Origin of the sequence: Serratia sp. S4, assembly GCF_000347995.1 — a bacterium.
GTDB classification, from domain to species: Bacteria; Pseudomonadota; Gammaproteobacteria; order Enterobacterales; family Enterobacteriaceae; genus Serratia; species Serratia quinivorans.
Genome location: NZ_KB661120.1, coordinates 3,549,102 through 3,572,666, shown reverse-complemented (window position 1 = coordinate 3,572,666; position 23,565 = coordinate 3,549,102). Strand labels below are relative to the sequence as shown.

The window sequence follows — 23,565 nt, the reverse complement described above, 5'->3', positions numbered from 1 at the left end:
TCCCCCAACTGACTGATTGTATTTTAAGCAGTTAGTTGGCGATAAAGCGTTTCACATCGGTCAACACCTGCAACAGCAGGGCCAGCTGTGGCTTCTCGTCTTTGATCTCTTTGTCGTTCTTATCGTATGCACGGTAGTTACCGCTGCTATCCAATACCAAAGTTTGCGTAGGAGTGGTGATCACTAACAGGCTGTTGTCGCCGGTCGCGACCCAGTTATTCCTGCGTTGGGCGGTAAACAGATCTTCACCCTGCGAATAATCATTAGGGTTGGTTTTCACGTGTAGCAAACGCTGCATCAGCGTACGCATCACGTCGTTATGACCGGTCAGTTTACTGATGGTCTGTGCCGGGGTGCCCGGCCAGTGGATAACCAAGGGGACCTGCAACTGTTGCTGGTTGAAACTGGTACCCGCACCCCAGTAGCCTTTACCGGTGTCATTAAATTCAACGCCGTGCTCTGCGGTTATCACCACTACGGTTTTATCCAGAACACCACGTTCTTTCAGCGTGCTGAGCACCTGAGCAATTTGCGCATCCACATCCTGCGCACCTGCGCGGTAGCGCTGAATAAAATCGGCCGGGGCTGGTGTTTTCTCATTGGCCCCAGGTTCAGTACCACGGTAATTGATATAGGAGAACCACGGACCGTTACTGTTTTGGTCAGCCAGCCAGCGTTGCCATTGTTGCGTGGTCGCCGCATCATTTTGCTGTTTTGCTGCCGGCAGCGTGAAGTCGGTCAACAGGGCCTGGCGATACAGGCTGGCGTTAAAACCGTCAGACGAGAACAAACCAAACTGATAACCCTGGGCGCTGAGAGCACTGACCAGAGCGGAAGGTTTGCGCGCGGCGAGAACGCTGTCCAGATAGGTAGGTGAAATACCGTAGAACAGGCCAAACAGGCCGGTATCCGCATGATTACCAGAACTGTAGTGATCGCTGAAGCGAACGTTTTCCTGCGCGAAACGGGTCAGGGCAGGCATATCCTGTTTCATATCCTGCTCGCGAACGCCGTCCACCACGATCATCAGCAGGTTATAGCCGCTGCCTTTGTCGCTGTAGCCAAGATCGTTCAGCGGATATTCCACCGCAACGGCTTCCGGATTCCCTTGCTGCACCAGGCGGCGTTCATATTCCTGCGAATCGAGCAGGCCGTGTTTTTCAAGGAATTTACGTGCGGTCATCGGGTACGACAACGGCAGGTTGGCCCGCTGCATGGTGATCGGACGGTAGAAGTTGGCGTCGGCCCAGATATAAATCAGGTGCGAGGCGAAAAAGGCACTGATGAACAGTGCGGCCAGCGGCTTGCCGAATCGTTGACGGTTCAGACTGCGCAGCTTTTGCCAGCTCCAGGTACCAAACAGCATTTCCACCAGGAAGATAACCGGCACGCAAATGAACATCAGCTGCCAGTCGCGTGCCAGTTCACTTTGATCCGGGTTGATCACCAGTTCCCACACCACCGGGTTAAGGTGAAGATGGAAATGCGTGAACACTTCACTGTCTACCAGCAATAGCGTTAACCCGGCGGTAGCCAGGGCGGCGGAAATAAATCGCAACAGCCGCTGCGACATCACCACAAAGGTGAGCGGGAAAATTACCAGCAGGTAGCCGGCGAAAACGATAAAGCTGAAATGCCCCAGCAGGCTGACCAGCGCATAAACCCGACCCAACAGGGAAGAGGGCCAGTCGGTGACAAACAGGTAGCGGCTACCCAGCCCGAGGGCAAGCAGGATATTGAATAAGGCGAACCAGTGCCCCCAGCTAATCATCTGGGAGACTTTTTCACGATAACGCTGACGGTTTGTCACCATAATTAATTATTAATGCGCTTTATCTTCACGAATAGAAGCTTGCAGAGCTTCTGCAAACGATTTTGCCAATGTTTTCCGCTGCGCGGGAGCCACACTGGTATTGATCAGATTAGTTACCATGTTGCCCAGCACCATCAGAGAAAGATCGGTGGGAGTATGGTGTTTTTCCAGAACATTAACCAGCTCGGAGAGCAGCTGTTCAACGTGTTCGTCACTGTAACGGGATGATTGTGGCATAAAAATTGCGCTCAAAGCCTGACAAAGTCCCATATCTTACCGTATAGGACAGTGATTTTCCGCTCTTTTATCTATTCCCTTTGTCTTTCAAACCGCAGCGTAGCTGGGCTCCCTTTACGGGGGCTGGGCAACTCTCGTTGTGTCACCTGAAATCCATCGGTTCTGCCAGCCATTTACGACCTGAATGGGCGCTGGAAATTTATTGATGTCTGGTGATGAGATCACTGCTTTAAAGTTGCAGCACGGTAGCCTTCAGTGTTTGAATACGCGCCTAAAGAACAGGAGGATTTACCATGAGTCTGGATATCGACCAGATCGCTCTGCACCAGTTGGTCAAACGCGACGAACAAACGCTGGATGTGGTGCTGCGCAATTCTCTGCTGCCCACCAATGCGGCGGTGGAAGAGATGATGGAAGAGCTGCATCGTGTCTACAGTGCCAAGAGCAAGGCTTACGGCCTGTTCAATGAAGGCAGTGAGCTGGCGGACGCGCTGCGTACCTGCCGCAAGGAAGATAAGGACTTTCTGGCCTTCAGCCGTGCGGCGACCGGTCGCCTGCGCGATGAGCTGGCCAAGTATCCCTTTGCCGAAGGCGGCGTGGTGCTGTTTGGTCAGTACCGCTACCTGGCGGTGGAGTATTTGCTGATTGCGGTGCTGAACAGCCGCAACAGTTCGCGCGTTAACGAAGAGCTGGATATCAATACCACTCATTATCTGGATATCAACCACGCCGATATCGTGGCACGCATCGATCTGACCGAGTGGGAAACCAATCCGGAGTCGACCCGTTACCTGACTTTCCTGAAAGGGCGGGTGGGCCGCAAGGTGTCCGATTTCTTTATGGATTTCCTGGCGGCGGCCGAAGGTCTGGATACCAAGGCGCAAAACCGGGGCTTGCTGCAGGCGGTTGACGATTACTGCGCCGATGCCCAACTGGACAAGAATGAGCGCCAGTCGGTACGTCAGCAGGTTTACAGCTATTGCAACGAACAGCTGCAGGCTGGTGAAGAAATTGAACTGCAGGAACTGTCGAAAGAGATTGCGCCCGTAGGCGAGAAAGATTTTCTGCAGTTTTCCAGCGAACAAGGTTATCAACTGGAAGACAGTTTCCCGGCCGATCGTGGCACGCTGCGTCAGTTGACCAAGTTTGCCGGCAGCGGTGGTGGCATCAGCATGAACTTTGATGCCATGCTGTTGGGGGAGCGAATTTTCTGGGATGCGGCTACCGATACGCTAACCATCAGAGGGACGCCACCGAACCTGCGTGACCAGTTACAACGTCGCCAGAACAGCGGCAACAAGTAATTTCACCGGATCGCAGACAATAAAAAACGCCGCAATTGCGGCGTTTTCTACTTCGGCGTCCCGAAAGGTTCGATTTCGTTGCGATTAAACGCGACGGAAGTCGATGTGAGCCAGTTTCGGCTTGAACGGGTGACGCTGTACAGCCTGAACTTTCACTTTGGTTTCTTTACCGTCGATAACCAGAGTTACTGCTTCGCTGTAGAATTCTGGTTTGGATTCCATGTTCTTAACAGAATCATGGTCCAGTTCGATGGAAACTGGAGCTTCTTCGCCACCGTAAACGATAGCTGGGAATTTGTTGGCAATACGCAGGCGGCGGCTCGCACCCTTACCCTGGTCTTTACGTACTTCTACATTGATAGTGAACATTGTTTTTTCTCTTAAAAGAAAATTTACCCTGCTACAGGCGACCCAGTAGCAAGTTCGATAACCTGCTTTAGCACCGGGCGAACCCAGGCAAAGCGGGCGGCAGTTTAACGGAAAGCCGTCCGCAGGGCAATGGAAACCTGCCCGATTTGCCGGCCGTCAGGATCAAGACAGCTCGTTGGCACGGCGGAAGCGGCCTTGATAATCGAACACTTTTTCCCGTATCTGCCAGAACTGTCCGCGTTTGCGCGCCACTACAAAATCCGGATGGCGCAAGGCCGCTTGCTGGGCCAGCACGTCGGCAGCGGTTTGCCAGGCAAAGGGGACCCCTGGCGCACGCTGATGCGGGCGCAGGAACAGCATTTCGAAGGCTTTGCGCTGCGCCGGGGTCTGTAGCCGGAAACGTTCACTGGTGCTGGTGCCGTCTTCGTCGTAATAAGTGGCTTTCAGCCACTCGCCTTTTTCATCACGGCCGCTTTGCAGCTCCATGCCGCCACAGCGCAATACCAAAGCGTCTTTCAACTTCAGCGCTGCCTTTAGCATATCGTCAGGATCGACCAAGACTTCCTGACACTGGTGGCAGCGGCGGGCGGCAATGTCATTCTCAGCGCCGCAATGTGGGCAAATCTTGAATCGGAAGCGGTAATCGCACTGCTCGCGATGGCCTTCATCATCCTCCAGCCAGCCCTGACAACGGCGACCATAGTGTTCGATGATATCGCCGTTCTCGGTGCATTTGCCCCAAAACAGGTTGGCGAAGCCGCAGCCGGGGCAGAACACCTGTACCGGCTGACTGTCGCTGTGTGGCTTACTGATCCCGACCTCTGGGGTAAACAGATCGTGCGGGTTACCGGCGTAGTCGAGGATCAGGCAATCTTCCTTGCCGGGGGCCAGCCGCAGCCCACGCCCGACGATTTGCTGATACAGGCTGACGGACTCGGTTGGGCGCAGAATAGCGATCAGATCGACATGCGGTGCATCAAAGCCGGTGGTCAGTACCGCCACGTTGACCAGGTAGCGCAATTGCTGTTGTTTGAAAGCCTCTATCAGCGCATCACGCTCGCTGGCCGGTGTTTCGGCGCTGACCAGCGCGGCTTCACCCTGGGGCAGCAGGCCGTGAATTTCACGGGCGTGCTCAACGGTGGAGGCGAAAATCATTACCCCTTTACGCGTTTCGGCATATTCAACGATCTGGCTGATGATGTGCGGCGTAATGCGATTTTGCTGCTTCAGCTCACGGTTCAGGTCGACCTCACTGAACAGGCCGTTGCTTCTGGCCTCCAGACGGCTGAAATCATACTGCACAATAGGCATGTCCAGCCTTTCCGGCGGCACCAGAAAGCCGTTTTTGATCATGTAGCGCAACGGCAGTTCATAGATGCAGTCACGAAACAGACTGTTGGCATCGCCACGGGTAAAACCGTGATAGTGATACTGATAAATCCAGCCTTTGCCCAGCCGGTAGGGCGTGGCGGTCAGGCCCAGCAGCCGCAACTGCGGATTGGTTTTTTGCAGATGCTGAATAATCTGCTGGTACTGACTGTCGTCATCGTCGCTGATGCGGTGGCATTCGTCGATAATCAACAGCGAAAACGCACCGTCAAACAATGGCAGGTTACGCGCCACGGATTGTACGCTGCCGAATACCACCTTGCCGGCGCTGTCTTTTTGCTGCAGCCCGGCGGCAAAAATATCGGCTTCCAACCCGTAGGCGCGGTATTTGGCGTGGTTTTGCGCCACCAGTTCTTTCACATGAGCCAGCACCAATACCCGGCCACGCGCGCGCTTTGCCAACTCGGCGATCACCAGGCTTTTACCGGCCCCGGTCGGCAGCACGATCAGCGCCGGTTGTGGGTGCTGACGGAAATGTTTGATGGTGGCTTCGACCGCTTCCAGTTGGTAGGGGCGTAGAGTAAAGGCCATAAATTAACGCCGTGGGTTGAGAAGGGCCGTCAGGAACAGGTTTTGTAACATCTGATCCCATAAAAACAGTGACATTTTACTCCCCTGACGGCTAAAAAATTTCTATTATTATGCCTTCTGAGCGCCGATGGTGCGAGAAGCGTGGAAATTACCTCTGTCAGGGGGCCGTTTCCACCGCTATACTTGCGTGACAGTAATCGCTGTTTCCCCCTCTTCGAACCTGCCCTGTTGCACCTGGTGCAACGGTGGGTGTCATATTTTAGCAATACGATCAATGCGATCATAACAACGACAGGCAAAGCAGATTCAATGCGACTGGACAAGTTTTTATCTCAGCAGTTAGGTGTTAGCCGTGCGCTGGTAGCGCGTGAACTTCGGGCAAAACGCGTCACCGTAGACGGTGAAGTGGTGAAGAGCGGGGCACTGAAACTGACTCCGGAGCAGGAGGTGACGTTTGACGGCAACCCACTGCAACGCCAAAACGGCCCGCGCTATTTTATGCTCAATAAACCGCAGGGTTACGTTTGCTCCACGGACGATCCCGATCATCCGACGGTGCTGTATTTCCTCGATGAGCCGGTGGCCTACAAGCTGCACGCCGCCGGTCGCCTGGATATCGATACCACCGGCCTGGTGCTGATGACCGACGACGGCCAATGGTCGCACCGCATCACTTCACCCAAGCATCACTGTGAGAAAACCTATCTGGTGACGCTGGAGCATCCGCTGGCGGAAGATACCGCGCAGCAATTTGCCGAAGGCGTGCAGTTGCATAACGAAAAAGATCTGACCCGACCTGCGCAACTGGAACAAATTGAAGACAAGCTGGTACGCCTGACCATCAGCGAAGGGCGTTATCACCAGGTGAAACGCATGTTCGCGGCGGTCGGCAACCGGGTTCTCGAGCTGCATCGCGAACGTATTGGTGCCATCGTGATGGATGAGGATCTGGCAGAGGGCGAATACCGTCCGCTGACAGAAGAAGAAATCGCCAGCGTTGGTGCTCCGCACCTGCAAGATTAATTCATTACAAGACTACGGCTGATGAAGGAGTCGTCGAACGTGTTACAGAACCGGTCATCTCACCTCGGTTTGATTTTTATTCTGGGTCTGCTTTCCATGCTGATGCCGCTGGCTATCGACATGTACCTGCCCAGTATGCCGGTGATTGCCAAACAGTTCGGCGTCGAGTCGGGCAGCGTGCAGATGACGCTCAGCGCCTATATGCTCGGCTTTGCCCTGGGGCAGTTGTTCTACGGGCCGATGTCGGACAGCATTGGCCGCAAGCCGGTGATCCTGTGGGGAACGCTGATCTTCGCCATTGCCGGTGGTGCCTGTGCGATGGCGCAGTCGATTGACCAATTGATCAATCTGCGTTTCCTGCATGGGCTGTCGGCGGCGGCGGCCAGCGTAGTGATTAATGCCCTGATGCGCGATATGTTCACTAAGGACGAGTTCTCGCGCATGATGTCGTTTGTCATCCTGGTAATGACCATTGCGCCCTTGCTGGCACCGATGATTGGTGGCGCGCTGCTGCTGTGGTTCAGTTGGCATGCGATTTTCTGGACCATGGGCGGTGCGGCGCTGATCGGTTCATTGCTGGTGGCGTTCTTTATTAAAGAGACGCTGCCGAAAGAGCGGCGGCAAAAATTCCATCTGCGTACCACGCTGGGTAACTTCGCTTCCTTGTTCCGCCATAAGCGCGTGCTGAGCTATATGCTGGCCAGCGCCTTCTCCTTCGCCGGTATGTTCTCGTTCCTCAGCGCCGGGCCGTTCGTGTATATCGAACTGAATCATGTTTCACCGCAGCACTTTGGTTACTATTTTGCGCTGAATATTGTTTTCCTGTTCCTGACCACGCTGGTTAACAGCCGTAATGTACGGCGGTTGGGCGCGATCAAAATGTTCCGTCTGGGGCTGTTTGTGCAGTTGGCTATGGGGCTGTGGTTACTGGCAGTGAGCGCTATTGGCCTGGGGTTCTGGGCGTTGGTGTTGGGCGTGGCCGTTTATCTGGGGTGTATCGCCATGATTTCCTCAAATGCCATGGCCGTGATCCTGGACGACTTCCCGCATATGGCAGGTACGGCATCCTCTCTGGCAGGTACCTTGCGTTTCAGCATCGGTGCGTTGGTGGGGGCGATACTGGCAATGGCGCCCGGCAAAAGTGCCTGGCCGATGGTTTCCTCAATGGCGCTGTGTAGCATTGTTGCGGTGTTGTTCTATCTGTATGCCAGTCGGCCACGACAAAAATCCTCGTCTGATACCCCCTAGTCTTTTCTTCCTGATCCAGGCTCAGCGTGATGTTGGGCCTGGGTGAAATATCCCCTCCGACCCAAGCCCGCTCTGAAACCCAATGGCAATGAAGACTTCGTTGCTAAACATAAGTGTGCTAATTAAATCCCCTGCGCACTATCTGTATTCTTTTTGTTAAAAAAATGCTCTGCCTGCTCAGACAGATAACCCGGCTATCCGTTATTTTCCTGGACTAATACCGGTGAGTAATTTGTTTTAAGGCCATTTATAGTCAATGAGTTAGCTTGTAACTCACCGTTGTGGTGCGAGGCTAAATGTTTCCTCAATGTAAAATTATGCCGAGCAATAAGTAACCGTATTGCAAGAAAAAAGAGTTGAGATCGCGGCGGGAAAGGGTTACATATAACGCAAAAATGCGAGCTGAGTCGCAAAATGCCGTGAAATGACCCCGCAGGGCGTCACTCAAACCGCAGGACATCAGCGAGCGCAGGGAGCGAGTTAACCGCTTGTGATGTTTTTTACATTTAAATAACATTCATAAGGGGCAGAGTCGAGCGTCAACGGCTATAACTTAGTTACCCTGTCAGGTAAAAAGCGTTTCATTTTTTCAAACTAGGGATTTCATGTGGAAAGTATCCAACTTTCGGTAGTGCATCGCTTGCCGCAAAGTTATCGTTGGCTATCAGGTTTTACCGGCGTCAAGGTTGAACCGATTCCGCTCAGCGGAATAGACGAAGATAACAACCTGATTGGTCTGAAACTGCTCAGTCATGAGGGTGCTGACGCCTGGCAGGTGATGCAACAGCTTAAATTGTCGTTGCAGGAGATCCAGGTCGACTGCGCCATCGTAGAGTGGGAAGGGGAACCTTGCCTGTTTGTGCATCGCTGCGATGAAAGCGCCACCATGTGTCGGCTAAAAAACGTGGGTGCCGCTATTGCCGAGCCGATGAGCGCTCAATATCCTTTCTGAATCCCGTCGCTAATCCGCCAGCTGTAACAACTGCTGGGTATAAGCGGCGGCCGGTGAGTTAAAGACTGTCTGGCAATCACCTTGTTCAACCACTTCCCCCTGTCGCAGCACAATCACCTGATGGCACAGTGAACGCACCACCTGCAAATCATGGCTGATAAACAGATAGGCCAGCCGGTGGCGCTGTTGCAGTGATTTAAGCAGCGTCAGGATTTGCGCCTGTACCGATTTATCCAGTGACGAGGTCGGTTCATCGAGGATCAGCAACTGAGGTTGTAAAATCAGCGCACGTGCGATGGCGATGCGTTGGCGCTGACCGCCGGAAAACTCGGTAGGGTAACGGTGGCGCAGGGCGGGATCCAGCCCCACCTCCTGTAGTACTTCGATCACCCGCTGTTCTCGCTGCTCAGCGCTCAGTTTCTGGTGAACCTCCAGCCCCTCGGCAATGATTTGCAGCACATTGAGCCGGGGATTAAGCGCGGAGTAAGGGTCCTGAAACACAATCTGCATCTGGCTGCGGTATGGCAGCATCTGCTTCATGCTGAGCTGGTGCAACGGCTGGCCTTTAAACCACATCGCCCCCCTGGCGCTAAGCAAGCGCAGTAACGCCAGCCCGGTGGTGCTCTTACCGGAGCCGGACTCGCCCACCAATCCAACGCTTTCCCCGGCCTTCAGCTCAAAGCTCAAATCTTTCAGCGCATAATGCTGACCCACGGTGCGGCGCAGTAAACCGCGCCTGATCGGGAAACTGACCTGCAGGTTTTCCACCTTCAGCAACGGGGCGGCGTCAGCAGGTAGCGGCAGCGGATCGCCTACGTTCTCTGCCGCCAGTAATTGTTGGGTATAGGGGTGTTGCGGCCGGCTAAACAGGTTGCTCCGGCTGCTTTGCTCAACGCATTGCCCCTGGCGCATGACCGCTACGTTATCCGCCAGGCGGCGTACAATATTCAGGTTATGGGTGATAAACAGCAGCCCCATGCCCATTTCTTGCTTCAGTTCTTTCAGCAACAGCAGAATTTGGGCCTGAATGGTGACATCGAGCGCCGTTGTGGGTTCATCGGCAATCAGTAGCTTGGGCTGGGTTAACACCGCCATGGCGATCATCACCCGCTGGCGCTCGCCGCCGGAGAGCTGATGTGGGTAGTCTTTCAACCGGCCCTTGGCGTTGCGAATACCTACGCGATCCAGACACTGAATAATCTCACTGCGTGCTGCGTCGCGCCGCATACCGCGATGCAGCGCCAGGACTTCCGCCAGCTGTTTCTCGATGGTATGCAAGGGATTGAGTGACACCATCGGCTCCTGGAAGATCATCGAAATCTGGTTGCCACGCACCTTGCGCAGCTCAGCCTCAGGCGCATGCAGCAACGAATTGCCGTTGAACTGGATATCACCGCCGGTATAGACCACCGGTGGTGAAGGTAGCAGGCGCAACACCGACAGTGCAGTGACGCTTTTTCCCGAACCGGACTCGCCCACCAGTGCCAGCGTTTCTGCCTTTTCTATCTGCAGCGAAAGCCCACTGACGACCTGATTCAGTTGGTCACCCTGGCGGAAAGCAACGCCGAGATCCTGAATTGAAAGCAAAGGAGTGCTAGCCATATCAATGCGCCTTGCTGGGGTCAAAGGCGTCGCGTACCGCTTCGCCAATAAAAATAAGTAAAGACAGCAACACCGCCAACACCAGGAACGCGGTAATGCCAAGCCAGGGTGCCTGCAGGTTGTTTTTATCCTGCAACAGCAGCTCGCCGAGCGACGGAGAACCGATCGGCAGGCCAAAGCCCAGGAAATCGAGGGAGGTCAGGGTGGTGATGGATCCGCACAGGATAAACGGCAAGAAGGTCAGCGTTGCCACCATGGCATTGGGCAGCATATGCCGGTACATAATGACCCGGTCCTGCACCCCCATGGCACGTGCGGCGCGGATGTAGTCGTAGTTACGGGTGCGTAGGAACTCGGCGCGTACCACGCCCACCAGGCTCATCCAGCCAAATAAAATGGTGATGCCGAGCAGCCACCAAAAATTGGGTTGTACGATGCTCGACAGCAGAATAATCAAAAACAGCGTCGGCATCCCTGACCACACTTCAATAAAGCGCTGGCCCCATAGATCCACGCGCCCGCCGTAGTAGCCCTGCATGGCGCCGGCGCAGACGCCAATCACGCTGGAAAACAGCGTCAGCGCCAGCCCGAACAGCATCGAAATACGAAAGCCGTACAGCACGCGGGCCAGCACGTCGCTGCCGTTACTGTCGGTACCTAATAAATTCTGCTGTGAAGGGGCCGAGGGGAAGGGCACCTCGGTGGCGAAGTTGATGGTGTTATAACTAAAGCGGATCGGTGGCCAAACTGCCCAGCCGTGGCTGTCGATCTGCTTTTTAACAAACGGATCCTGATAGTCGGTGGCGGTATTGAGCTCACCGCCGAAGGTGGTCTCGCTGTAGTCGATAATAAACGGCAGATACAGGCGGCCCTCGTAGCGCACCAGTAGCGGCTTGTCGTTAGCGATCAGGTTGGCACCCAGGCTGAGGATAAACAGCACCAGAAAAATCCACAGCGACCAATAGCCACGGCGGTTGCTGCAAAAACGTGCCCAACGAGCCTGATTGATCGGGCTTAAGCGATTCATTGGCGGGCCTCGAAATCAATGCGCGGATCGACCAGGGTATAGGTGATATCGCTAAGGATATTCAACAGCAGGCCAATCAGGGTGAAGATATACAGCGTGCCGAACATCACCGGGTAATCGCGCTGCAGGGTGGCGTCATAGCCCAGCAAGCCCAGCCCGTTGAGCGAGAACATCACCTCGATCAGCAATGAGCCGGTGAAAAACATGCTGACAAAGGTCGCCGGGAAGCCGGCGATCACCAGCAGCATGGCGTTGCGGAACACGTGGCGGTAAAGGATCTTGTTCTCGTCCAGCCCTTTGGCACGTGCGGTGACCACATATTGTTTGCGGATCTCATCGAGGAATGAGTTTTTGGTCAGCATGGTCAGGGTGGCGAAGCCACCAATCACCGTCGCCAGCACCGGCAGCGTGATATGCCACAGGTAATCGGTGATTTTGCCATACCACGGCAGGGTATCGAAATTGCTGGAAACCAGACCGCGCAACGGGAACCAGTCGAGGTAGCTGCCACCGGCGAACAGCACAATCATCAAAATCGCGAACAGGAAGGCCGGAATGGCATAGCCAATGATAATCAGGGTGCTGCTCCAGGTATCGAAGGCGCTGCCGTTATGCACCGCTTTGCGGATCCCCAGCGGGATCGACACCAGGTAAATAATCAGCGTGCTCCACAGCCCCAGCGTGACTGATACCGGCAGACTATGACCCACCAGTTGCATCACCGATGCGCCACGGAACAGACTGTCACCGAAGTCGAGGCGCATGTAGTTCCACAACATGGTGAAATAGCGCTCATGTAGCGGTTTGTCGAAGCCATAGCGTTTGGTGATCTCGGCGATCACCTCCGGATCCAGCCCGCGTGAGCCACGGTATTGGCTATCTGTCGCACTGCCAACACCAATACGTGCGTGCCCCAGGCCTTCACCGGCACCGCCACCGCCGAAGCCGCTGCTCTGGCCCATTTCGATAGTGGCAATCGCCTGGTCGACCGGGCCACCGGGGGCGATCTGCACAATAAAAAAGTTAATGGTGATGATCGCCCACAGGGTGGGGATAATCAGCAACAGTCTGCGAATCAAATAAGCCGCCATCGCAAACCCCTTATTGTTGTTGAGCCGGCAAACGCGCCGCCTTGTTGACGTCAAACCACCAGTTATCGAAACCAATCACGTAGGCCGGACGGATCGACGGCGTAGAGAATTTGTCCCAGTAGGCATAGCGATCGTGGTTGGAATACCACATCGGCAACATATATCTGTTCCAGGTCAGTACCCGATCCAGTGCGCGGCCCAGCGGCCGCAGGGCTTTTTCGTCGCCCTGATGCGCGGCGATCTGCCTGACCAGGCTATCGACGGCCGGATCGGTGACGCCGGGAGTATTCCAGCTGGAGTTAATGTATTTGGAGTCCCAGAGCGTCTCAAGACTTGAACCAGGGAAAGGCATTGCCATATAAACCGTCGGCATCATATCGAAATCGCCGTCGCGCATGCGCTTGGTGAATTGGGATATGTCGATTTCACGGATCTGCATATCAATGCCCAGTCGTTTCAGGTTGTGCTGAAACGGCAAGACGTACTGGAAGTTGCTGCCGCTTAGCAACATCAGTTCGAAGCTGAATGGCTGGCCGGTTTTACTGTTCACCAACTTTTGGTTTTTGACCTCCCAGCCGGCCTGTTTCAGCAACTGAGTCGCTTTCAGCAGATTTTGCCGATCGTTACCGCTGCCATCAGAGGACGGTGGCTGGTAGATACTGGTGAATACCTCCGCCGGTACCTTGCCCTTTAGTGGGCCCAGCAGCGCCAGTTCGGCCGCATCCGGATAACCGCTGGCAGCGTAGGGGGTGTTCTGGAAATAGCTATTGGTTCGTTGGTAGGCGTTGTAATACAGCGCCTTATTCATCCAGTCGAAATCGAAAGCCAGCGTGAGCGCTTCGCGCACCCGAGGATCGGCGAACAGAGGGCGCCGCATATTGAAGGCCATCCAGCGGGTGTTTTGTGCCGACTGATTGGTTTCATCCTGTTTGATGATGTAATTGCGGGTGAAATTACCGCCCTGGTACTGAGTCGCCCAGCTTTTTGGCGAACCTTCGATGCGGAAGTCGTAGGCACCGGCCTTGAAGGCCTCCAGTGCGACCTTGTCGTCCAGATAGTAGTCGTAGCGGATGCTGTCGAAGTTAAAGCGGCCGCGGTTGACCGGCAGGTTGGCGGCCCAATAATCGCGTACCCGTTGATAGGTAATGTATTGGCCCAGTCGATAACTGGCGATCTTATAGGGGCCACTGCTCAGCGGTGGGGTGCTCAGTGGTTCGTTCAGCTTGTGATCTTTCCAGAAGCTCTGTGGCAAAATGGGCAGGCTGAACAACCCGAGCAACTTGTCTTTATCCGGCTGTGGAAATTCAATGCGCACCGTCAGGCGTGAGATGGCCTTGACCGATATGCCCTTATACGCCACGCGAAACTGCGGTACGCCTTCGGTCATAAACTTGGTAAAGGTAAAGGCCACATCGGCGGCGGTAATGGGCGTGCCATCCTGGAAGCGGGCGCGCGCGTTAATATCCACTTCTACCCAGCGCATGTCGGCCGGGAAGCGGGCAGATTCGGCAATCAGTGGATAGTAGCTGCCGATTTCATCGTCTGAGGTGGTGAACAGGGTATCGTACAGCGCATCGGTACGCTCGCCGGGAACGCCACGTTGAGCATAGCGGTTAAAGTTATCGTAGGTGCCAATGGCTGCCAGGCGCACGTCGCCGCCCTTTGGTGCCGCCGGGTTGACGTAGTCATAATGGCTGAAATCGGTGGCGTATTTCGGCTCACCGAGCTGGGCGAAAGCGTAACTTTCATTGAGGGTTTCGGCCTGCAGGCCAAAACTCAGTGCCGAGAGCACCAGGGCAGCAAAAACGCGCACGGACATCTTGACGGTAAGCTCCTGCTGTTAAGTCGATTAAATCTGGGTCAGCATAACATTTACTGCCGCACCGCAGAGTAAAGAAGTTAAAAGATTCAGTCCGTTAGCGCCTGATGGTCCATGACCGTATGGGCGTTGCAGAAGGCGACAAAATTGTCGATGCTCAACGGTTTGCTGTAATAGTACCCCTGCATAAAATTAACGTCCTGTTCCTGCAGGAAGCTCACCTGTTCTGCGGTTTCTACGCCCTCCGCCACGGTTTGCATTTTCAGCTTCTTGGCCAGTGAAATGACCGCGTCCAGTACCGGGGCGGTGACCGTATCCCGGCCGATGGAGTTGACGAAACCGCGGTCGATTTTCAGATAGTCCATGCTAAAGCGTTCCAGATAGATCAGTGCGCTGTGGCCGGTACCGAAGTCATCGATGGCAATTTCAATGCCTTGTTTATGCAACCAGTCGAACTCCGTCAGCGCGTTGCCTTCCTCCACCATGCCGCGTTCGGTAATTTCAAACACCAGCGTAAAGTAATCGCCCGGCAATTGCGCCAGCAGTTCGTACACGTCGTGGTGGAAGGAGGGCGCACTGAGATGAGAAGGGGAGATGTTCAGGCCAAGTTTTGCACCCTGCGGCAGCGCCGTCGCCAGCCTGGGGGCATCTTCGGCAATCAGGCGGAACAGGTGACGTGTCAGCGGCACTATCAGCCCTTCACTTTCGGCGTAGGGAATAAACAGGTCCGGCGGAATACGTCCTTCGATCGGGTGCTGCCAGCGGATCAGCGCTTCCAATCCACCGATGGTGCCGCTTTTGGTATGAAATACCGGTTGATACTCGATAAAGAATTCGTTGCGTTTGATGCCGCGCATCAGTGCGCGCTCCGGGCTTTGGCGCAGCAAAAGCATGTAGTAGCACAGCACGCCGATCATTAAGGACAGCACCAGACTACCCAGCAGAGTCAGGCGGATATCGTTGGGCGTCAGTTTTTGGTTATAAAACATAATGATCATCGGGGTGCCGGCGATGGAAATGCGGTCGGCCTTTTCGTCCGGCAACTGGTTGACCGGCATCAGATTTGGACTAAAACTGGTCAGGGCGCGATCGCCCAGAATAATGGCAACTCCCTGGGTCTGATCGGTATTGGAGCTGAACATCTGTTGGGGCATCAGGCCAATATCCAGGGTGGCCAGTATGCCGGTGTCTTCTTTGCCTTGCTGACGCAACCAAACGGCAACCGCCGGTTTTCCCGGCACCAGTGGGGTGCCCTGCTGCAGTTTGAGATCCAGCCGCTGCTGTTGATTAATTTCCGGGTAGATGTTTTTTAACGCCAGCATCATGTTGCCGGTAGCGGAAGAGCAATAGGCAAAGCCGTTTTTTACCAGCATAAAGGTGCGTACGCCGGAGTGAAATGCCGCCTGATAGGTAATTTCCGGCTGACTGGTTGCGCAGGAGCGTTCGGTCAACGGCATCAACTGTTGCATGATTGCCGTCAGACTATTAAAGGTCTCGAGGGTGAGTTTCTGCGTCCGTTGCTCTACTGCGCGTTGATATTGCGTGCGCTGGTGGCTAATCAAGGAAAGTGTAATTGCCATAAACAGAATAAAAAATACCAGGGCCACGATGCCGCTTTTAGCCAGGCTACGTCGTCTGTGCGAGACGTGGCGTGCAAATGCCCTTTTCAAGCCCATAAACCTGCCCCCTGAACCCGGCGTATCAATTTGTTTTTGTTATAGAGTGACTGGCTAATATATCGCAATGACGGTGTTGTCGTCATTATTCATCGTTTATCTAATGGCTGATAATAGTTTAAATGCGGCATTATCGCTGTTTTCCCATTTGACGATAATAGGTGAGTTTTTCATCGTCGGCGTAGTTCACTCCAATAATTTTGTGAAATATAAAGTGGCAATGTTGAAAATACCGCGAATTTATAATGGGGGAGGGCGGTGGCGCAAAAAAAACGCTGCCCGGAGGCAGCGTTCTATCGCTCGTTTGGTCTTCAGGACAATCAAGGTTGCGCCGTCAGCTGCTGGTTAGCACCCGGCGGGCTTCGCGATAACGTTTATTCCAGTAGTTATCGCTCAGTTTCGAAATCATCACGCCGCTGCTGGTAGAGGCATGAACGAATTGATCGTTACCTAAATAGATGCCGACGTGGCGTCCGGTAGAGCCGGCGCGGAACAGCACCAGATCGCCAGGACGCAGTTTGGTACGCAAGATTTTCTTGCCCATGTCTTCCTGTTCATAGGTTGAACGAGGTAAGTCCATGCCAAACTGTTCACGGAAGGTGCGCTGTACAAACGCCGAGCAATCGATGCCGCGCTTGGTTTCACCGCCTAAACGGTAGCGAACGCCTTTCCAGTCTGCATACTGATCCATAATTTTTGACTTAACGTCAACGTTACGGACCATTGCTTCGAATTCATCCTGAGAGGCTTGCAGTAAAAGACCATCTTTGTCATTAACTGCACGCATCTCAGTTTGTGCGTTATTCAAGTTCGAAGTGTGAGTCGTGCTACATGCGGAGAGCATTACCGCTGCGGCAATTGCAGGTACTACCCGCAAAAAATATCTCAGAAACGGTTGAGATTTGACCATTGTTATTGTTTTCCCTTGAAGTCCTTAACGACGTCAGTCGCTACCTGAAAAATGCCAAACGGAACGAGACTAATCTGCACCTGCTTTATCGACAATCAGATACCGCTGAAAATGTGCTGGAACGCACATTTTTAGAGGATTTGATGCTGAGTCGAGTTAAACCAGGCACAAACGCATCCGAGATTACCGTAACGGATTGGTGATTGCGAGCCTTTTTCCACCCTTTTATATATGAATTTGTGATGTAACATAATGTAAATCTTCATATAAAAAACGCTGATGGTCCGTTGTGTTGGTTTTGCGTGAAATGAGGTGACAGAAGCGTTAACGCGGTGATGTGGAAATAAACGGCAAGCGGCGAGGAAATTATCAGGAGGCCAACGGCCTCCTGCAGGTCATAACTGTGGGTTATAACTACGCTGGTCGGTGCTTGCCGGGCAGCATACGGTTCAGGCGCAGGATCAGCCTATCGCTGAGTGGAGTCATCAGGCACCAACTGGCACCCACCAGTACCACCGACAGCGAACCTACGGCGATATCCGTAAACCAGTGGGCACCAATCATCACCCGCGGCAATGAAAACACCACCGTAATCAGCAGCGCGACGGCAAACGCGCGGCGGTTAAAGTAGCGCAGCATAAAACAGGAGAAAATCATCAGCATCATGCCATGGTCGCCAGGGAAACTGTCGCTGGAGGCGTCTTTGGTCGGAATGCCGGTCAGTTCACTGACGCGGTTAACATTCTCAAAGCTCAGCGACGGGCTGGGGTGCTTGACCGGAAGCAGGTGCCCAAGCTGGTTCAGCACTACGCCGGTCAGCAGCATGATAACGCCGGTTACCAGCAAACGACGGCGGCCAGCGGCATCCTGTTGCAGATAAAAGCACAGGTACAGCAGCCCCATGGCAACCAGTGAAATCACGTCAAATGCACGGTTATTGGTGATGGCCACCAGATGCAGAAACCCGGGGTCAGTCGCCAGATGACGATTAAAAAAGAAGAAAATCGATGAGTCCAGAGTAAACCAATAGCCATGGTTAACCGGCAGGTACCAGGACAGAAACAGCGCAATGCCCAGTAAATTGAAGAAAATGATGAAGGGTAAATTGCGGCGAGTCATGGCATAACCTGTTTTAAGTCTAAAAATAAAAAGAGGCTAACGGTAAAGTTCTCAACTTAAACGAATGTTAAACAGCTTGGATTGCAGCGCGTTCCAATCCGCATTCCCGCTGTGAATCAGTTCAATTCGGCTGTCCAGTGGTGCGACAGGGCGCGTTTCGATGTTGAGATCTTGTCCCTGGCGGTTGATCAACAGCGTGCCTTCAGCAATGCGTACTACGCCTTTGGCGCGTTCAACCGGTGCCAGCCGTATCCATTCCATAATACCAACGGTATCGAACACCGTGTCGGCGTCAAAGATCCAGCCACAGCTGGTAAATCCCTGCCCTTGATTGAGCGCGCGCCGCCAGCGTGAGGTTTCCGGCAATCGCAATGCGGCCAGACCCGGTGTTTTACCGTGGCTATGATGCTGCTGTGCATTCGGTAATGCTGTGCGATTCGTGCGAGGCAGGTCCAGCAAGGTGACATCCGCCTGGCCCTGTTGAATGTGATAAAGCGGCCGCTGCAGGGAGTCCTGCTGCGCCCATTGCTGCAGGGCCAGCAGATCCTGCGGCTGATAGGTGTCGCTTTTGCTGGCCAGAATAACGTCGGCTGCCGCCAGTTGATCGCGGAAGTTTTCGTTTTCTACATAGCGCGGTTCGCTGAGCTGGCGTGCGTCCAACAGGCACAGGGTGGCCTGTAGATCGATCCAGCCGGCATAGCTGTCCTGCGTCAGCAACGACAGGATCTGTTTCGGGTGGCCCAGTCCGGTGGGTTCGATCAACAGTCGGTCGGGTTTACTCTGTTGCAGCAGCATATTCAGCCCGACCTGCATCGGCAAGCCGTTCACACAACACATGCAACCGCCAGGGATCTCCTTTAACACCGCACCGCTGTCTGCCAGCAATGCGCCATCAATACCAATTTCACCAAACTCGTTTACCAGCACTGCCCAACGCTCATGTTCCGGTTTGTTAGCCAGTAAGTGACGAATGGTGGTGGTCTTACCGCTGCCGAGGAAACCGGTGATCAGGTTAGTTTTAGTCATAAATTATTCCTGATGTTAATAATATTTATTGAACGACAATTAAGCAGCGCCATTCCAACCTGCGCCAGCTCACAAATTTGGCAGGTTAAGATGCGATATTTAACCGCTTAAATCCACGATAAGTTATCGGAAAATTCTTAGCAAAAACCACGAATTAGCCATGGACACTAATTGTTAGTAGCTTGTTTTTTCTTTGTTAATTGCCAGATTAGCCGCCAAATAATTCCCCTGACCTTGCGATTATTCTTAGGAAAATCCTCTATGGTTAAATTGGCTTAACAAAAAATGAGGTTGCCATGAATGTCTTCCGGTTATTTTTGATCGCAGGAATGTTGTTTTCATGGACGGCAGCAAGCTATGCAGGAACCACTGGCGGGGTAATTCGTTTTGTTGGCTCTATTGTGGAAAGCCCCTGCACGGTGAACATCGCTGATTCAACGGCCAATACACAATGTTATCGTAATGGGCGGCACTATCAAGACCAACAGACGCTGTCAAAATTTGATGCTACACGCAAAGAATTGCCACTGAATTTAGGTTCGACCGAGATGAAGTGGGTAGATCAGCAGAAAAAACTTGCAGTAATGACGGTAGTTTATCGTTAAGTCGTTCGGCCATGCCGGACATCCGGCATGGCCATTTTCCTCTTAGCCTTTCAAGTCAGGGTCTGGTTTAACCGGGTATCAAGCCAGTTGAGTCGACACCCAATTTTGCACCGTTTGCCGCGCCCCGCGATCGCGCAGGGAAATATAGGCGCGGGTCACCGCCGCCACAAACGCCTCATTTGCCGGCAGTTGTTCACCAAAAACGGCTTTCAACGCCAACAGGGCTTTTACGCGTTGTTCATCGTCCGGCGTTGCGGCCACCGTCTGTTGCAGCGTTGTCAGCAGCGGATCGCGGATATCAATCGGCTGACCGGCATCATCCACGCCGCCGACATAACGCATCCAGGCTGCCACGCCCAGCGCCAAACCGGCATAGTTGCCGCCATGCTGCAGATGCCAACGAACCGAATCCAGCATCCGCTGTGGCAATTTTTGTGTGCCATCCATGGCGATTTGCCAGGTGCGATGTTGCAGCGCCGGATTGCTGTAGCGTTCAATCAACTGCGCGGCATAGGCGGCCAGATCGATACCGCTGACGCTGAGCGTCGGTGCCTGCTCGGCCAGCATCAAGTGGTGTGCCGCTTGGCGATAAGACTCGTCGGCCATACAGTCGTTTATATACTGATAACCCCCCAGATAACCCAGGTAGGCCAGGAAGGAATGACTGCCGTTCAGCATACGCAGCTTCATTTGTTCAAAAGGCAGTACGTCATTTACCAGCTGCGCACCGGCCAGTTCCCAGGCCGGACGGCCTGCGACAAAATTATCTTCCACCACCCATTGGATAAAGGGCTCGCAGGCGATGGCGCATTCATCACGTACGCCGCCCAGTGCGGTAGCCACTTCATCGAGCGTTTCCGGGGTGGCGGCTGGAACAATGCGGTCGACCATAGTACTGGGGAAACTGACCTTCTGGGCAATCCAATCTGCCAGGGCGCCGTCACGCGCCTGCGCCAGGCCGATGATGGCGTTGCGCAGTACATGGCCGTTTTCGGGAATATTATCGCAAGAGAGCAGGGTAAAGGCGGGCAGACCGCGTTCCAGGCGCAGGCGCAGGGCTTCGACCAGAATGCCGGGTACCGTAATGGGTTGCGCGGGGTTGGCAAGATCGGCGCGGATCCCCTGGTGTTGCAGATCCAATTTCCCGCTACCGGGTTCGATGCAGTAGCCTTTTTCGGTGATGGTCATTGAGACGATGGCGACCTGCGGTTCCGCCAGTTTCTCCAGCACCGCACCGATCCCTTCCAGTTTGCGGTGTACGCTTTCATGCACTGCCCCGATCACTATCGCCTGATCCCCCTCAGCGCCTTTTTCCAGCACGCAATAAAGATGGTCTTGCTGACGCAGCGTCTGGAACAGAATGTCGCCACCGAACAGGCTGATCTCACAAATTCCCCAGTCTCCCCCCTGGCGGTTCAATACCCGGTCGGTCAGCAGTGCCTGATGGGCGCGGTGAAACGCCCCGAATCCAATGTGCACCATGCGGCTTTGTAATGTGCTGCGGTCATAGCGCGGTTGCTGGACGGCGTCGGGAAGCGGTGAGTTGGCGATAGTCTTCATGCATGGCTCCAAGCTGGGTAAAAGGTGCTGGCCGGGAACTTTTAAAAAGTTATCAGACCAGTTTTGCGAATGGAAAACGGCACGGCGCTTACCTTTTTCGCATCAGTTCTCTGCCGCCAGTGTAAGGCTGGAAGGGGGCTAATAACATTGCCAAACCCAAAATAAGCCAGAACCGTGAAGTGGATCAACCAATCAGGGTTTCGCTTTTGACAGTCAGGTGCGAAAGAGTAAGGTGAAAGATAACCGATATCTATTTAAATTTGGTATAACAAGATTGTCGAGGCGGTGCAATCTTGAGCACAACCACAATACTGGGCGATTTTTACAAGGATAAATAATGGAACAAACATGGCGTTGGTATGGGCCGAACGATCCTGTCTCTCTTGACGATGTGCGCCAGGCCGGTGCCACTGGCGTAGTCACCGCCTTGCACCATATCCCGAATGGCGAGGTGTGGCCGATCGAAGAGATCGAGGCTCGTCAGGCGTTGTTGGCGGAGAAAGGGTTGGTGTGGTCGGTGGTGGAAAGCATTCCGGTACATGAAGAGATCAAAACCCACAGCGGTAACTACCAGCAGCACATCGCCCATTACCAGCAATCGTTGCGTAACCTGGCGGCCTGCGGTATCGACACCGTGTGCTACAACTTTATGCCGATCCTCGACTGGACGCGTACCGACCTGGAGTATTTGCTGCCCGACGGGTCAAAGGCGTTACGTTTTGATCAAATCGCCTTTGCGGCCTTTGATTTGCATATTTTGCAACGTACAGGGGCAGAGCAGGATTACACGCAGGAAGAGCAACAGCAGGCCGCCGCGCGCTTTGCTGCCATGAGCGAGGCGGATATCGCCAAATTGACCGGTAATATCATCGCCGGGCTGCCGGGGGCTGAAGAGGGATATACGCTCGATCAGTTCCGCGCCCGTCTGGCCGAGTACGACGCCATCGACAAGGCGCAGCTGCGTGAGAATATGGCGGTGTTCCTGCGCGCCATTGTGCCGGTAGCGGAAGAGGTCGGCGTGCGGCTGGCGGTACACCCGGACGATCCACCCCGGCCGATCCTGGGCCTGCCACGCATTGTCTCGACCATCGAGGATATGCAGTGGTTCAAGCAGACGGTCGACAGCCTGCATAACGGTTTCACCATGTGTACCGGCTCCTATGGGGTACGTGAGGATAACGATCTGGTGCGGATGATTGAAACCTTCGGCGATCGCATCCATTTCACCCATCTGCGCGCAACCTGCCGTGAAGATAACCCAAAAAGTTTCCATGAGGGCGCACACCTGCAAGGCGACGTCGACATGGTGGCGGTGATTGAGGCGATCCTCAGCGAGGAGCAGCGCCGTCATCAGGCGGGTGATACCCGGCCGATACCAATGCGTCCCGATCATGGGCATCAGATGCTGGATGACTTGAAGAAAAAAACCAACCCGGGTTATTCGGCAATTGGTCGTTTGAAGGGGTTGGCGGAACTGCGCGGTGTCGAGCTGGCGCTCAAACGCCGTTTCTTCCCTGAATTGCCGTAGCGTTAAAATCAACAGGGGCCATAATCGGCCCCTGAGTTTCAACTAGTCGGCGCGGCTCATATAGCGGCGTTCGGCAATATGAATGCGGATTTTGTCACCGGCGCTGAGGTATTCCGGCACCTGAATGGTCAGGCCGGTCGCCATGGTAGCCGGCTTGTTGCGGGCACTGGCGGAGGCACCTTTGATGCCCGGCGCAGTGTCGACAATTTCCATATCCACGGTTTGTGGCAATTCCAGCGCCAGCACCTGGCCTTCCAGCGTCAGTACCTGCATGCCTGGCAGGCCGGCTTCAGGAATGAACAGCAGTTCGTCTTCGATCTGGTCCTTCTTGAAGATGTAAGGGGTGTAATCCTCGTCATCCATAAACACGTATTCTTCGCCGTCGATGTAAGAGAAGTTCACCTTACGGCGGGACAGGCTAATGGTGTCCAGAATATCGTCGCCCTTGAAACGCTCTTCTACCTTCAGCCCGGTGCGGACGTCAGAGAAACGCATTTTGTATAGGGTGCTGGCACCGCGTGCGCTTGGGCTTTGTACATCAATGTCTCTCACCAGCAGCAGTTTGCCGTTGTAGCTGATCGCCATGCCACGCTTAATTTCGTTAGCCTTTGCCATATAAAATAACCTGCAATAAAGAGTTTTTGGGAAGTTGCGACAAGTTACTCGCGCCGATGATTTCAGGCAAGCAGATCAAGCAAAAACAGTGGCGGAAAAAGGGATGGCGAGCGCCATCCCC

20 protein-coding genes are annotated in these 23,565 nt (G+C 54.1%); 6 read left to right on the top strand and 14 right to left on the bottom strand.

Annotated elements, in window-relative coordinates; translation table 11 throughout:
- Nucleotides 1-31 precede the first annotated feature (31 nt).
- Together yejM and SERS4_RS0117385 are read right to left on the bottom strand one after the other, a co-directional pair.
- On the bottom strand, nt 32-1,813 hold the full coding sequence (gene yejM, locus SERS4_RS0117390) for an LPS biosynthesis-modulating metalloenzyme YejM (protein ID WP_017893456.1): 1,782 nt from the start codon (nt 1,811-1,813) through the stop codon (nt 32-34).
- Between the two features lie 9 nt (nt 1,814-1,822).
- A complete protein-coding gene (locus tag SERS4_RS0117385) occupies nt 1,823-2,050 on the bottom strand; it encodes a YejL family protein (protein ID WP_017893455.1) in 228 nt (75 codons plus the stop codon).
- 293 nt (nt 2,051-2,343) lie between these two features.
- Between SERS4_RS0117385 and yejK the strand changes: the two genes are divergently transcribed.
- A complete protein-coding gene (gene yejK / locus SERS4_RS0117380) occupies nt 2,344-3,354 on the top strand; it encodes a nucleoid-associated protein YejK (RefSeq protein WP_017893454.1) in 1,011 nt (336 codons plus the stop codon).
- A gap of 84 nt (nt 3,355-3,438) precedes the next feature.
- Here yejK and rplY read toward each other — a convergent pair whose 3' ends face one another.
- Nucleotides 3,439-3,723, bottom strand: coding sequence for a 50S ribosomal protein L25 (rplY, locus tag SERS4_RS0117375; protein WP_012145970.1), 285 nt, complete (start codon nt 3,721-3,723; stop codon nt 3,439-3,441).
- Nucleotides 3,724-3,885: 162 nt separating this feature from the next.
- Complete coding sequence (locus SERS4_RS0117370) at nt 3,886-5,643, bottom strand: DEAD/DEAH box helicase (protein WP_017893453.1); 1,758 nt, start codon at nt 5,641-5,643, stop codon at nt 3,886-3,888.
- A 309-nt stretch (nt 5,644-5,952) separates the two neighbouring features.
- Between SERS4_RS0117370 and rsuA the strand changes: the two genes are divergently transcribed.
- The 3 genes from rsuA (at nt 5,953) to SERS4_RS0117355 (ending at nt 8,866) form a co-directional block, all read left to right on the top strand.
- Entirely contained in the window at nt 5,953-6,666 is a 714-nt protein-coding gene (gene rsuA, locus SERS4_RS0117365) for a 16S rRNA pseudouridine(516) synthase RsuA (RefSeq protein ID WP_017893452.1), read from the top strand.
- Between the two features lie 39 nt (nt 6,667-6,705).
- Nucleotides 6,706-7,914, top strand: a complete 1,209-nt coding sequence (locus SERS4_RS0117360) for a Bcr/CflA family multidrug efflux MFS transporter (RefSeq protein ID WP_012145967.1) — start codon at nt 6,706-6,708, stop codon at nt 7,912-7,914.
- A gap of 607 nt (nt 7,915-8,521) precedes the next feature.
- Nucleotides 8,522-8,866 (top strand): YejG family protein, encoded by a 345-nt coding sequence (locus tag SERS4_RS0117355; protein ID WP_012145966.1) that lies wholly within the window; start codon nt 8,522-8,524, stop codon nt 8,864-8,866.
- A gap of 9 nt (nt 8,867-8,875) precedes the next feature.
- On the opposite strand, the gene yejF is transcribed toward SERS4_RS0117355, so the two are convergent.
- The 8 genes from yejF to SERS4_RS0117315 form a co-directional block, all read right to left on the bottom strand.
- Entirely contained in the window at nt 8,876-10,468 is a 1,593-nt protein-coding gene (gene yejF, locus SERS4_RS0117350) for a microcin C ABC transporter ATP-binding protein YejF (protein WP_017893451.1), read from the bottom strand.
- Between the two features lies 1 nt (nt 10,469).
- Entirely contained in the window at nt 10,470-11,495 is a 1,026-nt protein-coding gene (locus tag SERS4_RS0117345) for an ABC transporter permease (RefSeq protein ID WP_017893450.1), read from the bottom strand.
- On the bottom strand, nt 11,492-12,586 hold the full coding sequence (locus SERS4_RS0117340; protein WP_012145963.1) for a microcin C ABC transporter permease YejB: 1,095 nt from the start codon (nt 12,584-12,586) through the stop codon (nt 11,492-11,494). The genes SERS4_RS0117345 and SERS4_RS0117340 overlap by 4 nt, the downstream gene beginning before the upstream one ends.
- A gap of 10 nt (nt 12,587-12,596) precedes the next feature.
- Nucleotides 12,597-14,405, bottom strand: coding sequence for an extracellular solute-binding protein (locus SERS4_RS0117335; RefSeq protein ID WP_017893449.1), 1,809 nt, complete (start codon nt 14,403-14,405; stop codon nt 12,597-12,599).
- 89 nt (nt 14,406-14,494) lie between these two features.
- A complete protein-coding gene (locus SERS4_RS0117330; protein ID WP_017893448.1) occupies nt 14,495-16,081 on the bottom strand; it encodes a cyclic di-GMP phosphodiesterase in 1,587 nt (528 codons plus the stop codon).
- 334 nt (nt 16,082-16,415) lie between these two features.
- The gene (gene mepS / locus SERS4_RS0117325; protein WP_012145960.1) at nt 16,416-16,991 is read right to left on the bottom strand and encodes a bifunctional murein DD-endopeptidase/murein LD-carboxypeptidase; all 576 of its coding nucleotides are present in this window, start codon (nt 16,989-16,991) and stop codon (nt 16,416-16,418) included.
- A gap of 414 nt (nt 16,992-17,405) precedes the next feature.
- The gene (locus SERS4_RS0117320) at nt 17,406-18,110 is read right to left on the bottom strand and encodes a phosphatase PAP2 family protein (RefSeq protein ID WP_017893446.1); all 705 of its coding nucleotides are present in this window, start codon (nt 18,108-18,110) and stop codon (nt 17,406-17,408) included.
- A gap of 51 nt (nt 18,111-18,161) precedes the next feature.
- Nucleotides 18,162-19,136: a GTP-binding protein gene (locus tag SERS4_RS0117315; RefSeq protein ID WP_017893445.1), complete on the bottom strand. Its 975-nt coding sequence runs from the start codon at nt 19,134-19,136 to the stop codon at nt 18,162-18,164.
- Between the two features lie 296 nt (nt 19,137-19,432).
- On the opposite strand from SERS4_RS0117315, the gene SERS4_RS26510 reads away from it, so the two are divergent.
- Nucleotides 19,433-19,741 carry a type 1 fimbrial protein gene (locus SERS4_RS26510; RefSeq protein WP_017893444.1) on the top strand — a complete coding sequence of 103 codons (309 nt, stop codon included), beginning with the start codon at nt 19,433-19,435 and terminating at the stop codon, nt 19,739-19,741.
- A 78-nt stretch (nt 19,742-19,819) separates the two neighbouring features.
- On the opposite strand, the gene SERS4_RS0117305 is transcribed toward SERS4_RS26510, so the two are convergent.
- Nucleotides 19,820-21,301, bottom strand: a complete 1,482-nt coding sequence (locus SERS4_RS0117305) for a mannitol dehydrogenase family protein (protein WP_017893443.1) — start codon at nt 21,299-21,301, stop codon at nt 19,820-19,822.
- Nucleotides 21,302-21,638: 337 nt separating this feature from the next.
- Between SERS4_RS0117305 and uxuA the strand changes: the two genes are divergently transcribed.
- Nucleotides 21,639-22,829 (top strand): mannonate dehydratase, encoded by a 1,191-nt coding sequence (uxuA, locus tag SERS4_RS0117300; protein WP_017893442.1) that lies wholly within the window; start codon nt 21,639-21,641, stop codon nt 22,827-22,829.
- Nucleotides 22,830-22,871: 42 nt separating this feature from the next.
- On the opposite strand, the gene yeiP is transcribed toward uxuA, so the two are convergent.
- The gene (yeiP, locus tag SERS4_RS0117295) at nt 22,872-23,444 is read right to left on the bottom strand and encodes an elongation factor P-like protein YeiP (RefSeq protein ID WP_012145953.1); all 573 of its coding nucleotides are present in this window, start codon (nt 23,442-23,444) and stop codon (nt 22,872-22,874) included.
- Nucleotides 23,445-23,565 lie beyond the last annotated feature (121 nt).

Excerpts from the sequence above, each read along its gene's own strand:
- SERS4_RS26510 (WP_017893444.1), top strand. The coding sequence starts at position 19,433 with ATGAATGTCTTCCGGTTATTTTTGATCGCAGGAATGTTGTTTTCATGG.
- rplY (WP_012145970.1), bottom strand. The coding sequence starts at position 3,723 with ATGTTCACTATCAATGTAGAAGTACGTAAAGACCAGGGTAAGGGTGCG.
- SERS4_RS0117305 (WP_017893443.1), bottom strand. The coding sequence starts at position 21,301 with ATGAAGACTATCGCCAACTCACCGCTTCCCGACGCCGTCCAGCAACCG.
- SERS4_RS0117320 (WP_017893446.1), bottom strand. The coding sequence starts at position 18,110 with ATGACTCGCCGCAATTTACCCTTCATCATTTTCTTCAATTTACTGGGC.
- SERS4_RS0117370 (WP_017893453.1), bottom strand. The coding sequence starts at position 5,643 with ATGGCCTTTACTCTACGCCCCTACCAACTGGAAGCGGTCGAAGCCACC.
- SERS4_RS0117335 (WP_017893449.1), bottom strand. The coding sequence starts at position 14,405 with ATGTCCGTGCGCGTTTTTGCTGCCCTGGTGCTCTCGGCACTGAGTTTT.
- yejM (WP_017893456.1), bottom strand. The coding sequence starts at position 1,813 with ATGGTGACAAACCGTCAGCGTTATCGTGAAAAAGTCTCCCAGATGATT.
- SERS4_RS0117340 (WP_012145963.1), bottom strand. The coding sequence starts at position 12,586 with ATGGCGGCTTATTTGATTCGCAGACTGTTGCTGATTATCCCCACCCTG.
- SERS4_RS0117315 (WP_017893445.1), bottom strand. The coding sequence starts at position 19,136 with ATGACTAAAACTAACCTGATCACCGGTTTCCTCGGCAGCGGTAAGACC.
- yeiP (WP_012145953.1), bottom strand. The coding sequence starts at position 23,444 with ATGGCAAAGGCTAACGAAATTAAGCGTGGCATGGCGATCAGCTACAAC.
- yejF (WP_017893451.1), bottom strand. The coding sequence starts at position 10,468 with ATGGCTAGCACTCCTTTGCTTTCAATTCAGGATCTCGGCGTTGCTTTC.
- yejK (WP_017893454.1), top strand. The coding sequence starts at position 2,344 with ATGAGTCTGGATATCGACCAGATCGCTCTGCACCAGTTGGTCAAACGC.
- uxuA (WP_017893442.1), top strand. The coding sequence starts at position 21,639 with ATGGAACAAACATGGCGTTGGTATGGGCCGAACGATCCTGTCTCTCTT.
- mepS (WP_012145960.1), bottom strand. The coding sequence starts at position 16,991 with ATGGTCAAATCTCAACCGTTTCTGAGATATTTTTTGCGGGTAGTACCT.
- SERS4_RS0117345 (WP_017893450.1), bottom strand. The coding sequence starts at position 11,495 with ATGAATCGCTTAAGCCCGATCAATCAGGCTCGTTGGGCACGTTTTTGC.
- SERS4_RS0117385 (WP_017893455.1), bottom strand. The coding sequence starts at position 2,050 with ATGCCACAATCATCCCGTTACAGTGACGAACACGTTGAACAGCTGCTC.
- SERS4_RS0117330 (WP_017893448.1), bottom strand. The coding sequence starts at position 16,081 with ATGGGCTTGAAAAGGGCATTTGCACGCCACGTCTCGCACAGACGACGT.
- rsuA (WP_017893452.1), top strand. The coding sequence starts at position 5,953 with ATGCGACTGGACAAGTTTTTATCTCAGCAGTTAGGTGTTAGCCGTGCG.